This is a genomic window from Caballeronia sp. GAFFF2 (assembly GCF_023631485.1).
Lineage (GTDB): Bacteria > Pseudomonadota > Gammaproteobacteria > Burkholderiales > Burkholderiaceae > Caballeronia.
In genome coordinates this window covers 273,974-288,232 of the sequence record NZ_JALQDA010000030.1, presented here as the reverse complement: position 1 = coordinate 288,232, position 14,259 = coordinate 273,974, and the positions used below count along the sequence as shown (strand labels likewise).

The window sequence follows — 14,259 nt, the reverse complement described above, 5'->3', positions numbered from 1 at the left end:
GGTGTGTAAAGGAGCATCGATATGGTGATGGACCGTGCTAAGCGCGCCAGCGCGGCGGCCGGAGTCGACCCGACTCAACAGGAAGTCTCAAGGCAGCCGCTTGCCAAGCCCATCAAGCAGCCCAAGCGCGCAGACCTCGTCGCTGAGGAAATCAAACGGCTCATTACGGAAAAGGATCTCAAGCCGGGCGACAAGCTGCCGCGCGAAGTCGAGTTGCAGCAGTTGTTTTCCGTTAGCAAGAGCACGATTCGCGAAGCGCTCAAGTCTCTCGAAGTGCAAGGGCTTATCAAGGTCACGACCGGTCCTTCGGGCGGCGGCACCATCGTTGAAGTGCCGCTGGATAGAACCCTTCAGCTCTTGCAAAATTATTTGTTCTTTAAGGACGTAAGCATCGACGACATCTATACGGTGCGTCAGTTGCTCGAACCCGAACTTGCTGCAGGGGCAGTGCCGCATTTGACGGAAGAGGATTTGGCCGCGCTCGAGGAAAATATAGCGAGTTGCGACGAACCCGCTTGCGCGCACGAGAGCCGGGATATCGTCAGGCAACGTCAGGAAGACGTGAATTTCCACGACATTCTCGCTGCGGCCAATCCCAATCCGTTCTTGCGGTTTAGCTGCGAGCTGATCAACGAGATGATCCGGCAACTGATCGAATTTCGAAACGATACACCGCAAGCGGAGCACGAACGTTTCGGCCGTGCAAACGTCAAGATTCACAAGGCCATCACCGAAGCAGCACGTGCGCGCGACGCTGAAAAAGTACGCGAACTGATGGTGATACACATGACGGAAGCGCCGCGCTACGTCAAACGCATGAAGGGCAAAATTCGCGGCAGGCTCATACTCGATTCAGAGATTCGCAAGCGCGTCATTAAGCGCGGCGGTAAAGCTTAAGCGAATTTCTTCTTCCGATTACAATCCTGTTGACGAGCGCGCCGCTCTCCAAGCGCGTATTTGAACCCTGTTTTTGTGGGGTTTTCGAAAGTTTCACGCTGGCAGCGTCGTGCTAATGGCGTCGCCTGAGCGAAGCGTGTCTCATGCGGAGAGATGAATGTCCCCGAGATTCGACGTCGTGCGCAAAACGGGCCGTGTGGTCCGGCGTCGGCTAGTCCGACGCAATAGCAGCGCCACGATGCGCGTGGCAGATGCCTTCTCGCGCTTTCCATTGCTTGCCGGCCTGATCGGCACGGCTATCGCTATTTCCATGGCGGTGCTTTCCTTTGCCGCGCTTTGGCAAGGCCGTGCGCAGGCGTTGCAGAACGCACATGAGGCGTCCGCCAATGTTGTCGCGACGCTCACTGCCGATATTTCACGCAATATCGAATCCATCGATCTTTCTTTGCGCACCATCGTAAGTGGAATGGAAAATCCGGCCGTGATGGCCTTGTCCGACGACTTGCGCAAGCTCGTCCTATTCGATGGCGCAACCGCAACGAATTACATAGGCGGCGCATTCGTGATGGACGGGCAAGGACGTATCGTAGTCGAGCGCGATGCGTCCGTTCCTAACGAATTGCGCTTTAAAGACCGCGACTATTTCACGGCGCACGCAGCAAGAGCCGACGTCGGGCTCTATATTTCAAAGCCGTATCAATCGCGCTTGCGCAACGGCGCATATTCGCTCGCGCTAAGCCGCCGCATTAACGCACCGGATGGCTCGTTTGCGGGCGTGGCGGTGATCGCGCTCAATATCGACTATCTCAAGGCATTACTCTCGCGCGTCAATGTCGGCCGAGCGGGCTCCGTTTTCATCGTGCAGCCAGACGGCCTGATGCTTGCCCGCAAGCCTCCCTTGCCCGCTGGCGCCTCCAGCACCGTGGTTCGCTCGCCTACCTTTTCGTCGATGACGGATCAACTCAACGGCTCTTATATTTCGACTTCGCCCCTGGACGGCGTGCGCCGCATCTATACCTTTGCGCATGTGCCGGGCACGCAACTCATCGCGGCGGTCGCGCCTGCGGAAGACGATGTACTCCAAGGCTGGCGCGAACGCAGCACGATGATCGGCGGCCTGACTCTCATGTTCGGCGCTGGCTTCATCGTTCTGTCGTGGCTGCTTGCGATCTCGCTGCGTTCGCGCGCCATCGCTCAGGAAAAGTTGCAAAGGCTCGCAGGGACCGATTCACTCACCGGTCTCGCTAACCGGCGTGCGCTGGATCGCCGTCTCGACGAGGAATGGCGACGTGCGCGGCGGGCGGATCAGCCGCTTTCCGCATTGTTCGTCGATGTCGACCACTTCAAGCTCTACAACGACACCTACGGCCATGCGATGGGCGACGATGCGCTCGTCGCCGTGGCCGATTGCATACAGCATTCAGTCAAGCGACCGGGCGATATCGTCGCGCGCTACGGCGGTGAGGAATTCGTGATCGTGCTGCCTTCAGCGGCGGAGAAAGGCGCGGTGACCTTTGCTGAACGTCTTCGGATGATGGTCGAAGCGCTCGAGATTCCGAACAGCGGTTCGCCGAGAGGCTTCCTTACCGTGAGCATTGGCTGCGCGACGGCCCATCCGCGCCATAGCGATGACGCGCTCAAGTTGCTGAACAACGCGGATGCGGCGCTCTACCGTGCGAAACGCGCAGGCCGGAACCGGGCTGTCCACGAAAATAGCGCAGCGGGCGGCGGCTGACGCGCTCGAATCCTCTCTCGAGATCAATCGACCAGTCGCGCTCCGTTGGCATAATGCATACAAAATATCGTCGTCCAGGGACCGCATGAACGCGTTGACCTTCATCCGTCGCGGACCTCGCGGCATGTTCAGCGTCCCCGAGGGGCGCCGGCTTGCACGTACGCTCCTGGGCTGCGCGATTAGTTACGGCGCCGCAAAACTGATCGCGCTTCCCGAAGGTTATTGGGCGCTCATCACCACGCTCGTCGTGGTCACTCAGCCCAGCCTCACGCAGGCGCTGGGAGCCGCGCGCGATCAGATCGTCGGCGCTTGCATCGGCGCGGTGGCGGGGGTAATTGGGCTCATCGCCATCCAGCATGGCGCCGCGCCGCTCGCCGTATTCGCCATCGAACTCGTGCCGCTCGCCACGCTTGCTGCGGCGCGGCCCGCGTTGCGGCTTGCATGCATCACGCTTGTCATTGTCGTGCTGATTCCGACAGGCGGCGGGCCCTTGTTTCAGCGGCCGCTGCATCGCGTGCTGGAGATTCTTATCGGCGCGGCGTCCGCGTTCATCGTCGCGGCTATCTTGCCGAACCGCTCGCTTACGACCGCGCATCGCTGCGTGGCCGACACGCTGAGGTGTCTTGGCCAGTTAGTCGCCTTGCATCTTTCCGACGACGCAGACGACCATGAAGCCCGAGCGGCGCAGCTCGAAAAGAAGAGCGCTCAGGCGCAGCAAGCGCTCGACGATGCCCTCGAGGAAGCGGAGCGCGAGCACATCATCGTGCCCCTGCAAAGCCGCCGCGCGGATGCCATCGACAAGGCCGCGCCCTTTCTGCGGCGACTGCACAGCGACACCCTCTTTCTCGCCAAGGCAGTCTCGCGTGACCCGCAAGCGGCACGAAGCGATCATCTGCAAGAAAGCGCTGCCGCGCTGCAGACCCTCTTCGACAAGCTCGCGCAAGTGCTCGGCAACGTGCATCGGGATGACGCCGAACTCGACCACGTGCGTGCAACGTTGGAGTCGCTGAAGGACGCGTGCATGAGAAGCGAAGGCTCGCACGATGTCGCGCAGTTCGTCATCAAGCTGATCGTGTCGGATGTCGATGCGTTGATCTCGGCCATCTATCCCGCCGCGCCGTCCGCGCCGGCTTAGCGCGAAAGGCCGCGGGCATCCACCGGCCACAGGTCGACGACGCGATCACCGCGATAGCACACGTATTGATCGTAGAGGTTCACCGTGGGATCGCAATGGCCGGGCGGCAGAAGCAGACGCGCGCCGATAGCACCGCTCATGTTCATAGTCGTGCCGGCTTCCAGCATGCCGTGCTCGTCGTTGGCCGATGTGTATGCCAAAGCGGGTGCATCGTCCGATGCATGCAACCAACGCACGCTGCGCGGTAAGCCAGAATCGACCGCCAGCCCCTTCAGGCCGACATCGCAGACAGCCATGCCGGGCCGCGTCGCGCTCATGATGGTCGACAAAATGAATAATGCATGCCGCCAGCGAAGTGCGCCGTCCCAATCGAGGCGCCCATAATCCCCGTCGATGAAGAGGTAGGAACCGGGCTGCACTTCGGTATAGACGCCGCTGGCCGCGTCGAACTCGACTGTACCGGTGCCTCCGCCGGTCACGATGCCGCATGCGATTCCGCGCGCTTCGATGGCATGAACATAGGCTGCCGTGCGCTCGGCGGCGCGCTGCGCTTCTTCCTTGCGGGCGCTCCACTGCACAATGTGCTGAGCGCCGCCGTGGTATGCCTGAATGCCAGTGAAGCACAGCGCGGCTTGCGCATGAATCGCGTCGATGAGCGCGAGAAGGGCATCTTCATTGGTGACGCCGCACCGATGCTGGCCTGCATCGACTTCCGGCAGCACGTCGATCTCGACGCCCGCGCGTGCGGCGGCATCGCCGAGCGCTGCGACTTGCGGCAACGCGTCGACGCAAACGGAAAGCCGTACATGCGCGGCGAGTTCCACTGCCATCGCCAGTTTGTCGGCGCCCACGAATTCGTTGCTGATATGAATGCTTCGAACGCCCGCCGCCGCGAAGGGATAAGCCTCGGAGAGCTTCTGGCAGCATACGCCAACGGCACCCGCCTCGATCTGCTTGCGGGCAATGACGCTCGATTTATGCGCCTTCGCATGCGGTCGGAGCGCGACACCCTTCTGTTTCGCAAACGCCGCCATGGCGGCGAGATTGACGTCGAAAGCATCCAGGTCGAGAAGCAACGACGGCGTGGCAACGGCGTCGAGTGTATCGCCCGGACGGGCAGCGGGAGGAGGAGCGAACGTCATGCGGTGATCGGTCGGGTTGGTAGACAAAATGCATGATAGCGCCCGACGGTGCTTTGCATATTGCATGCAAGCAGTAGGCACCCGCCTTCTGCCGCTTCGAAACATGCAAACGCGAAACCCGGCCACCGTGAATGCACACGGCAGCAGGTCTCACTTACAAGGTCGGCCCGGCGCGCTCAAACGAACTTTCGCGCCGGTGTTGTGTCCGGCTTCTCCTCGTCGACTTCGAGCGCTCGGTCCGGACGCATCGTGAACGAGAGGATGATGCCCGCCGCCATCAGAATCATCGACACGGTGAACGGCAGATTCCAGTTGCCGGTGCGGTCGATCAGCCAGCCGCCCACCACCGGACTGATGATCGCCGCGAGCGCCGAACCTGAATTCATAATGCCGGATGCCGTTCCCGAGTGCTTCGGCGCGATGTCCATCGGCACGGACCACATTGGACCGATCGTCATCTCATTGAAGAAGAAGCCGGCCGAGAGGCAGACCGCGGCAAGCGTGATCGAGATGTCGGACACGAGCATGATCGGCGCAAGCGAAAGAAGCGTGAGCAGCATGCAGACGCCGACCATCACGTTACGAGCCATGCGCACGTTGCCGCTCTTGCGAAGGATACGGTCCGTGAGAGAGCCGCCGAGCCAGTCGCCCAGCACGCCCGCGAAGAACACGCCTGACGCGAATAGCGCCGACTTGCCGAGTTGCATGTGATAGCTGTGCAGGAAGTATTGCGGAATCCAGCCAAGGAAGAGCCAGAGCACCCATCCATAGCAAAAGTAGACGGCGGTCACGGGTGCCATGCGGCCGAGCAGAATGCGCCACGGCACCGGCGAGCGCTGTTTCACGCCGGAATAGCTCGAAAGCGTCGCACACTCCCCTTCGGTGATACGCGGATGATCGCGCGGATTATCGCGGAAGTAGAAGACCCACACGAGCGCCCAGATGAAGCTGATGATCCCCGTGATGATGAACGCGCCGCGCCAGCTGGTCGCGACCATGAGCCACACGATCAACGGCGGCGCGACTGCATTACCAATGCGTGATGCTGCATGCGTAATACCTTGTGCAAACCCGCGCTGATCGGCCGGCATCCAGTTGGACATGGCACGCGTTGCGGTGGGAAAGGTCGCGCCTTCGCCGAGGCCGAGCAGCACGCGCGCGACGATCAGCGAAAGAAAGCCGCCGGACAAGCCGGTGAGCACTGTCGCTCCCGCCCAGATGATCGCGCAGAGCGTGAGCGTGCGGCGCGGACCGAAGCGGTCGCCCACCCATCCGCCGATGATCTGAAACACGAGATACGGATAGGCGAATGCCGAAAACACGAAGCCTACCTGCGTGTGCGACAAGCCCAGTTCGGCGCCGAACTGGCTTGCCGCGGTGCTTACATTGACACGGTCGATATAGGTGATGAAATACATCGCGCATAGCAGCAACAGCACGCGTGTGGTGGCTCGACGGAACATCATCGTCTCCTTGAGTAGTGGCGAGCGTGTCCGAGGCGTTTGGCACGATGCCAGATGCCCGTGAACGTGGCCTGCAAATCTGATCTCGGTACGTCTATGAACTGCTTCGATCGATGGCGAACGGATATGCCATGAGCGTGTTATTCCGTGCGGTCATGGAACCGTCGGATGCGTGGCTTGCGCGGCGTTGTCATTGCGTGTCTCCTTTCGCGGGTCGTCGATGGCCCGCTGTCATGTTGTCGATGGTTCTACTCATATGCACGTCGTTTTTTGCGGGCTCAGGCGACCTCATGCAAGCGCATTGGCAAGCACCCTCGCGACGTGCAACGCTTCGGTCTGTGCACCATCCGCTATCTGATGACGGCAGCTCGTGCCGTCCGCGACGATCACGGCATCGCGTGCATCTCTTGCCTTGCGTACCGCCGGCAGCAGCGACAGTTCCGCCATCGCCTGCGAGGCTTCGTAATGCTCCGCTTCGTAACCGAAGCTGCCCGCCATGCCGCAGCATGACGATTCGATCGTCTTCACTTCCAGACCGGGAATCCACTTGAGCACGGTTTCGACCGGACGCACGGCATCGAATGCCTTTTGATGGCAATGGCCATGCAGCAACGCGCGACTGTGATCTAGCGGCTTGAGGTCGATATCGAGTCGTCCCGCAACGCGCTCGCGAACCAAAAATTCCTCGAAGAGAAAGGATGCCTCCGCGAGCTTGCGCGCGGCATCGCCGTAGCCGTAGCCGAGGAACTCGTCGCGCAGCGACAGAAGACACGAAGGCTCGAGGCCGACAATTGCCACGCCGCGTTCGACATATGGCAGAAGCGTATCGAGCGTGCGCCGTGCTTCAGTCTTGGCTTCGTCGACGAGCCCGGCGGAAAGAAACGTCCGTCCGCAACACAACGGCCGTTCTCCCGCTTTCGTATTGAGATGAACCGTGTAGCCCGCCGCCTCGAGCACGCGCTGTGCGGCACGCGCATTGGCCGGCTCCATGTAGTTATTGAAGGTATCGACGAAGAGCAAGACCTCCTTAGTTGCATTCGCAACTAAGGAGGTCGACGCGTCCGACAGATAGGCTTTTTCAAAACGGGGAAATGCGCGTTGCGGCGCCAGGCCGAGTTTAGTCTTTAACCAGCGCGCCAAGACCGGCATACGTGCTTCGATAGCGCCGCTCATGAACGGCCAGCGGCTTGCATAGGGCGCATAACGCGGCAGATAAGCGACAAGACGTTCACGCACGCTCACACCGTGACGTGCGGTGCGCGCAGCACGCGCTTCGATCTTGATGCGCGCCATATCGACGCCTGTCGGACAATCGCGTTTGCAGCCCTTGCACGACACGCACAGATCGAGCACGTCCTTTATGTCCTGACTCGCAAGTCCCTCTTCACCCAATTGTCCCGAGAGCGCGAGACGCAAAGTGTTGGCGCGTCCACGCGTGACATGTTGCTCGTCTTTCGTAATGCGATAGCTCGGGCACATGGTTCCCGCATCGAACTTGCGGCAATGGCCATTGTTATTGCACATCTCGACTGCCTTGGCCAGTCCGTTCGAAAGATCATTGCCAGAGCCCGGCGCACCCTCCAGGCCTGTCAACGGATCACGCGTCACGTTCCAAGCCGACCAGTCGAGTTGCGGCTCGAATGCACGTTCACGATACGACGGCGGAAAGCGGAAATTCACCGTATCGTCCATTTTCGGGGGCGCCACGATTCGGTCCGGGCTCAGGCGATTGTCCGGATCGAAGAGCTGCTTGATCTCGCGAAACGCCTCGTTGATGCGCGGCCCATATTGCCACGCAACCCATTCACCACGGCATAGTCCATCGCCGTGCTCGCCCGAGAATGCGCCTTTGTATTCGCGCACCATCGCAGCGGCTTCTTCGGCGATAGCTCGCATCTTTGATCCGCCATCGCGACGCATATCGAGGATCGGACGCACATGCAACGTGCCGACGCTCGCGTGGGCATACCAAGTGCCTTCGGTGCCATGCTTTCTGAAGACATCGGTAAGACGGCTCGTGTATTGCGCCAGATGTTCGAGCGGCACCGCGCAGTCTTCGATAAAGGACACGGGCTTGCCATCGCCCTTCATGCTCATCATGATGTTGAGGCCGGCCTTACGCACTTCCCACAGCGCTTTCTGCGGGCCGGCGTCGGGCATCTGCACGACCGAATCGGGCAGGCCGAGATCGCTCATCAGATCGACAAGGCTTGCAAGTTTCGTCACTTGTTCAGCGCGATCGGCGCCCGCGAACTCGACCAGCAAGACTGCTTCTGGCTCACCCACCAGCGCCTTTTCGATGACAGGGCGGAACGCCTGATTCGACATCGCTAGATCGATCATCGTGCGATCGACCAGTTCCACGGCAACAGGTCCGAGCTTGACGATGTGTTGCGTCATCTCCATTGCATCGTAGAAGCTCGGAAAGTTCACCACGCCAAGCGTCTTGTGCTCGGGCAAAGGCGCGAGCTTCAACGTAAGTTGCCGGCTAAAGGCAAGCGTGCCTTCCGATCCCACCAGCAGGTTCGCCAGATTCGGCTCGCCGTCTTCGCTGAAGGGCAACGGGCTTTGGCAATCGAACAGATCGAGGTTATAACCAGCCACGCGGCGCAGAACCTTGGGTATGCGTTCACGCATTTCATCGCGTTCGCGCAATGCAACGTCGCGCACGCTTTCTACGAGCTCACGCATGCGTGCGTCGAACTTCATTGCCGAGAGCTTACCGAAGCTGCCCTCGTATCCGTCAGCAAGAATCGCGTCGATGGCGAGCACGTTATGCACCATGATGCCGTATGCCATGGAGCGCGAACCGCACGAGTTATTGCCCGCCATGCCACCGATCGTGCATTGCGCGCTCGTCGAGACATCGACAGGAAACCACAAGCCATGCGGCTTGAGCCATGCATTCAGGTGATCGAGCACGACGCCCGGCTCGACTGTCACCGTTCGAGCGTCCTTGTCGAAGTGCACGATGTTGTTGAGCCACTTGCTCGTGTCGATGACGAGCGCCTCGCCTATCGTCTGACCGCACTGACTCGTCCCGGCGCCGCGCGCGAGCACGCTTGCCTTTGCCTCGCGCGCGATCTCCAAAGCAAGCCGCAAGTCTTCCTGATCCCTCGGCACGACCACACCTTGCGGCATGATCTGATAGATCGACGCGTCGGTTGCATAGCGTCCGCGCGACGCGCGATCGAACAGCACATCACCCTTCAGCTCGCGTTGCAGACGCATCTGCAAAGGGGTCGGCGCCGCTGCGCGACCGGCGCGCGCGGACGCTGGCATCAGATGGATCGGCTTGACGAGTCGGTCTGTGGGTGTATTGAGCATCGTCGCTATCGGTTAGTGCGGGAGGCCTGCTTGGGCTTTTGCATGCTGAATGCTTTATGCCGGCACACCGCATGCATTATTCGAAATGCAGTTCGACGGTAGGCAGGCCGTCGATCGAGCCCACGGCGTGGCCCGCCCCATCCGGGAAGGCAAGTCCGGTGTAAGAGCCCGCCGTGATCACCGTGCCCGCGGCGAACGCGACGCCATGCGAGACCGCGTGATTGACCGTCCACGCAAGCAGACGACGCGGATCGCCTGCCGGGTTCGCCGGTGGGCCTTCGAACAGCGGTTTGCCGTCGAATTCGAAGCTCATCGCCGGGGCGACGAACGGGAACGCTTCGTCGTAAGGCACGCCCGCGCCGACGAGTAGCGCGCCGTGATTCTGCAGATCCGCGAGTTGCCACGGCTTCTCGACGTCGGGCCACGCAGCGAAGCGACTCGCCACCACTTCGATCGCCGCATGCACGGAACCGATCGCGCCGATGATGTCGGTATCGCTATACGGTCCGCTGCCTGCCTCGAATGCGCGATTGAATACAAAAGCCACTTCGAGTTCGAGCCCTGCTCGTCCGAAAGCCGACATCGATAGCCGCGCGCCCGAGGCATGCACGCCATCGGCCGGGAGCAACGCAGCCTGGATCGGACCATCGGGCGTCTTCGCGCCGACCTTCCACCCGCCGACGCTCGCGCCGAGTGCATGCAAAGTCGCCTTTTGCGCGGCGTAGGCTTCTTCCGCGTTCGATGGCCGCGCGTCTTCCGGCAATGCTTCGAGCTTCGCGCGATGCGCACGCGCTTCCACGAAGAGCCGCGCGAGCGCGTCGGCGTCGAAGGCCGCGCTCATGCCGCCGCCTTGAGTTCGGGTTTCGCGGCGTGGCTCGTCAGATAGTCCATCGCCGCGGCCACGCCGCTCCCTTCGAGTTTGATGCCCGCGAGCTTCAGTCCCATCTCGCAGCCGGTGAGCGCGGCCATCAACGTGAGATCGTTGCAATCGCCCAGATGCCCGATGCGGAACATGCGGCCCTTCACCTTGCCGAGACCCGTGCCCAGCGACATATCGAAGTGCTCGTAGATGAGCTTGCGTACCGCATCCGCATCGACACCTTCGGGCGTCATCACACCGGTCAGCACCGGCGAATACACGGACGAATCCGCGCACTGGATTTCGAGCCCCCACGCGGTGACTGCCGCACGGCAGGCGGCCGCGAGCCGCTGATGGCGCGCGAACACGTTGTCGAGCCCTTCGCCGAGAATCATGTCGAGCGCTTCGGACAGGCCGTACAGCAAGTTGGTGTTCGGCGTGTAGGGCCAGTAGCCCTGCTTGTTCATTTCGATGATCTCTTTCCAGTCCCAGAAAGCACGCGGCAGCTTAGCCTCTTTCGATGCGTCGATCGCCTTCTGCGACACGGCGTTGAAGCTGATTCCCGGCGGCAGCATCAAGCCCTTCTGCGAGCCGGACACGGTCACGTCCACGCCCCATTCGTCATGACGATAGTCGGCGGATGCGAGACCGGAGATCGTGTCGACCATCAGAAGCGCCGGGTGGCCAGCCGCGTCGATGGCGCGCCGCACCGCCGCGATGTCCGAGGTCACGCCCGTGGACGTCTCGTTGTGAACGACGCATACCGCCTTGATCGTGCGCTGCTTGTCTTCGGCAAGGCGCGCTTCGATCATGTCGGCCTGCACGCCGCGGCGCCAGCCCTCAATGCCGGGCAAGCCCAGGAACTCCGGCTTCAGTCCGAGGTTGACCGCCATCTTTTGCCATAGGGTCGCGAAGTGGCCGGTTTCGTACATGAGGACCGTGTCGCCAGGGCTGAGCGTATTGGCGAGCGCCGCTTCCCATGCACCGGTGCCGGAAGCCGGATAAATCACCACCGGCTGGCTCGTCTTGAAGATTTTCTTGATGCCATCGAGCGCCTTCAGGCCGAGTGCACCGAACTCCGGCCCGCGATGGTCGATGGTCGGATAACTCATCGCACGCAAAATGCGATCGGGCACCGGGCTGGGTCCCGGAATCTGCAGGAAGTGACGGCCAGAGGGGTGGTAATCGAGCTTCAGCATGGATGCGCATCCTCTTAAATTGAATTTTGCATGCAAAATACTGTAGCGCAGCGACGCGGCCGCGGAAAGGTTTAAATAGGCCAAATGGCCTAGGGATAACCCGCTGGAGGTTTTTTCCGGCAAGCTAGGGTTAAAATTGCCGCAAACAAATTCGAGGTATTGAATGCAAAATCGCGACCTGCCCGACGCCAGTCTTTCGCCGCTCCTACAGAAGGTCGAGCGCATGCGTTTGCACGACACGGTGGTTGATCACTTGCGTGAATTCATCGTGGAAGGCCTGCTTGCGCCGGGCGTGAAGCTAAACGAGCGCAAGCTTTGCGAGACGCTCGGCATTTCGCGCACGCCCTTGCGTGAAGCGCTGAAGGTGCTGGCCGCGGAAGGGTTGATCGAGATATCGCCGAACAGGGGTGCATCGGTCTCGCAGATGAGCGAACTCGAAATCCGCGAGATGTTCGAACTGATGAGCGGACTGGAGGCGTTCTCCGGCGAACTGGCTTGCGAGCGAATCACGCCGCAGGAGATCGCGGACATCAAGGCGCTTCACGCGGTCATGCTGGAATGCCGCGCGCGCAATGATTTGTCGGGCTATTACAGCCGGAATCAGGCTATTCACGACAAGATCAATGAAGCCGCGCGCAACACGGCGCTACGGCATACCTACGTGTCGATCAACCGGCGCTTGCAGGCCATGCGCTTTCGATCGAACTTCCAGACGCCCAAGTGGGATAGCGCGATACGAGAGCATGAAGAGATGATCGAAGCGCTGGAAACGCGCGATGGCAGGCGCATGTCGACCATTCTTCGTCATCACCTGCTCGGCAAACGCGATGCCGTTCTCGCCGAGCGCACGCTGACCACGGTGAAGGCGCCGGTTACCAGGAAGCGGACGCACACCGGCGACGCTGGCTGAAAACGCCATACTCAAGCGCATCGAACGCTGCGTTCCCCCGCGCACAGTTCGATCGGCCGAATCCTCGCAAGCTTCGCTACGATTCGCGCCAATGGCCGAAGAGCCTGACATCGGGGGACATGTTGAACACAATAAGAGGTACATGCCTGGCGCTTGGGGCGGCGCTCGTCGTTGGCGGCTTCACGCTCTATTACGACGATCAGGACGTGAGCGTCGCGCAAGCCGATACGGACCGCGCAACGGTCGATTGCCTCACGCAGCAGCTCACGCATGATGAGAAGGTCAGCATTGCCCGCCTGACCGTCGATCACGATAACGCGAACATGCGTCGCGTCTACACCGATGTTCTGTCGCGCTGCGTACTACGCGCCGATCAGTGGGACCGGCGCTCGCAACTCGTCGCGAGCGCGCGTCAAACTCTCGCCTACGATACCGAGTTCCGGCGCATGCTCAGCGAAAGCACGATGCGCATTGCACAGCGACCCTGACATCGCCTTCTCGAAGCACGACGTTGGTCGAACGACATAGGCCGCCAGGCGATGGAGTAACATCGGCATCCATTGCGCGGCAATCGCATGCATCATTCGGCATTCAGAATGCAATCCACATCTCACGGCAATTCGACGACGATCGAGTTGCCCTTCAAGCGGCCCTTCGACTGGACTTGCCTGCTCGCCTTCATAGGCGGCCGGGCGGCGGCGGGCGTCGAGTCGGTGGAAGGCGGCGTTTATCGACGCGCGATCGAATGGCATGGCGATGAAGGCACCGTCGAAGTCAGGCCGCATGAGCGCAAACATCGCCTTGTCGTAACCGTCGACGGCGATGCGCAGCGGCATGCCGATGAACTTGCCGAGCCGCTCGCTCGTATGTTCGATCTGCATGCCGATCCCCGCCGGATTGCAAGCGTGTTGTCGCGCGACCCGTTGTTGGCGCCGCTAGTCGATGCCTCGCCGGGGCTACGCGTGCCAGGCGCATGGTCCGGGTTCGAGTTGGTGGTCAGAACCATCGTGGGCCAGCAAGTGAGCGTGAAAGGCGCTTCGACGATCATGGGACGAATCGTGCAGCGCGCGGGACGAATGATCGATGGGCATTCGCACGAGGCCACTGCCTGGCGATTCCCGACGCCCGCCGAGCTTGCCGCCGCGGACCTGGATAAGATCGGCATGCCCACGAAACGTGTCGAAGCCGTGCAGCGGTTTGCGAATGCGGTGTCAACAGGCGCGTTGCCGCTCGACGAACCGGACGCTGATGCCGAGGCGTTGAAGCGCGATCTGCTGGCGCTGCCGGGTATCGGTCCGTGGACAGTCGGTTATGTCGCGATGCGCGCACTGCGCGATCCAGACGCATGGCCCGATGCCGATCTCGTGTTGATGCAGGCCATCGCGCGCCGCAATCCGGCCCTGCTCAAGCCCGCGCAGCAACGAGCGCATATCGAGCGTTGGCGGCCTTGGCGCGCTTATGCCGCAGTACATCTGTGGAATGGAGTGGCGATGGAGACTGGGGCAGCGCGAGGCGGGTAGATTGAATACCAGACGAATGTATGCGGTCGACTGCATGCAATGCCACCGGCCAAACGAAGCTCCAGGGAACCC

At 61.2% G+C, this 14,259-nt stretch carries 11 protein-coding genes; 6 read left to right on the top strand and 5 right to left on the bottom strand.

The genetic code is table 11. The features are described from left to right. Positions 1 to 21: 21 nt before the first annotated feature. From NCT04_RS23495 to NCT04_RS23485, 3 genes are all read left to right on the top strand, one after another. On the top strand, positions 22 to 897 hold the full coding sequence (locus tag NCT04_RS23495) for a FadR/GntR family transcriptional regulator (RefSeq protein WP_250467937.1): 876 nt from the start codon (positions 22 to 24) through the stop codon (positions 895 to 897). A gap of 157 nt (positions 898 to 1,054) precedes the next feature. Continuing rightward, complete coding sequence (locus NCT04_RS23490) at positions 1,055 to 2,632, top strand: sensor domain-containing diguanylate cyclase (RefSeq protein WP_250467936.1); 1,578 nt, start codon at positions 1,055 to 1,057, stop codon at positions 2,630 to 2,632. A gap of 124 nt (positions 2,633 to 2,756) precedes the next feature. Beyond that, entirely contained in the window at positions 2,757 to 3,767 is a 1,011-nt protein-coding gene (locus tag NCT04_RS23485) for an FUSC family protein (protein WP_250467935.1), read from the top strand. Here the strand turns inward: NCT04_RS23485 and NCT04_RS23480 are convergent. The 5 genes from NCT04_RS23480 to NCT04_RS23460 all read right to left on the bottom strand — a co-directional run bounded on the left by NCT04_RS23480 (position 3,764) and on the right by NCT04_RS23460 (position 11,757). Then, positions 3,764 to 4,909, bottom strand: coding sequence for a DSD1 family PLP-dependent enzyme (locus tag NCT04_RS23480; RefSeq protein ID WP_250467934.1), 1,146 nt, complete (start codon positions 4,907 to 4,909; stop codon positions 3,764 to 3,766). The genes NCT04_RS23485 and NCT04_RS23480 overlap by 4 nt on opposite strands. Before the next feature lie 176 nt (positions 4,910 to 5,085). Continuing rightward, complete coding sequence (locus NCT04_RS23475) at positions 5,086 to 6,375, bottom strand: MFS transporter (RefSeq protein ID WP_244831261.1); 1,290 nt, start codon at positions 6,373 to 6,375, stop codon at positions 5,086 to 5,088. A 285-nt stretch (positions 6,376 to 6,660) separates the two neighbouring features. Then, entirely contained in the window at positions 6,661 to 9,699 is a 3,039-nt protein-coding gene (locus NCT04_RS23470) for an FAD-binding and (Fe-S)-binding domain-containing protein (protein ID WP_250467933.1), read from the bottom strand. Between the two features lie 76 nt (positions 9,700 to 9,775). Next, positions 9,776 to 10,540, bottom strand: coding sequence for a 2-keto-4-pentenoate hydratase (locus NCT04_RS23465; protein ID WP_250467932.1), 765 nt, complete (start codon positions 10,538 to 10,540; stop codon positions 9,776 to 9,778). Further along, positions 10,537 to 11,757, bottom strand: coding sequence for a pyridoxal-phosphate-dependent aminotransferase family protein (locus NCT04_RS23460; protein WP_250467931.1), 1,221 nt, complete (start codon positions 11,755 to 11,757; stop codon positions 10,537 to 10,539). Before NCT04_RS23460 ends, NCT04_RS23465 begins: the two co-directional genes overlap by 4 nt. A gap of 163 nt (positions 11,758 to 11,920) precedes the next feature. Between NCT04_RS23460 and NCT04_RS23455 the strand changes: the two genes are divergently transcribed. The 3 genes from NCT04_RS23455 (at position 11,921) to NCT04_RS23445 (ending at position 14,187) form a co-directional block, all read left to right on the top strand. Continuing rightward, the gene (locus NCT04_RS23455; protein WP_250467930.1) at positions 11,921 to 12,667 is read left to right on the top strand and encodes a GntR family transcriptional regulator; all 747 of its coding nucleotides are present in this window, start codon (positions 11,921 to 11,923) and stop codon (positions 12,665 to 12,667) included. A gap of 119 nt (positions 12,668 to 12,786) precedes the next feature. After that, positions 12,787 to 13,155 (top strand): hypothetical protein, encoded by a 369-nt coding sequence (locus tag NCT04_RS23450; RefSeq protein ID WP_244831256.1) that lies wholly within the window; start codon positions 12,787 to 12,789, stop codon positions 13,153 to 13,155. Positions 13,156 to 13,263: 108 nt separating this feature from the next. Continuing rightward, positions 13,264 to 14,187, top strand: a complete 924-nt coding sequence (locus NCT04_RS23445) for a DNA-3-methyladenine glycosylase family protein (RefSeq protein WP_250467929.1) — start codon at positions 13,264 to 13,266, stop codon at positions 14,185 to 14,187. The last annotated feature ends 72 nt before the right edge of the window (positions 14,188 to 14,259 follow it).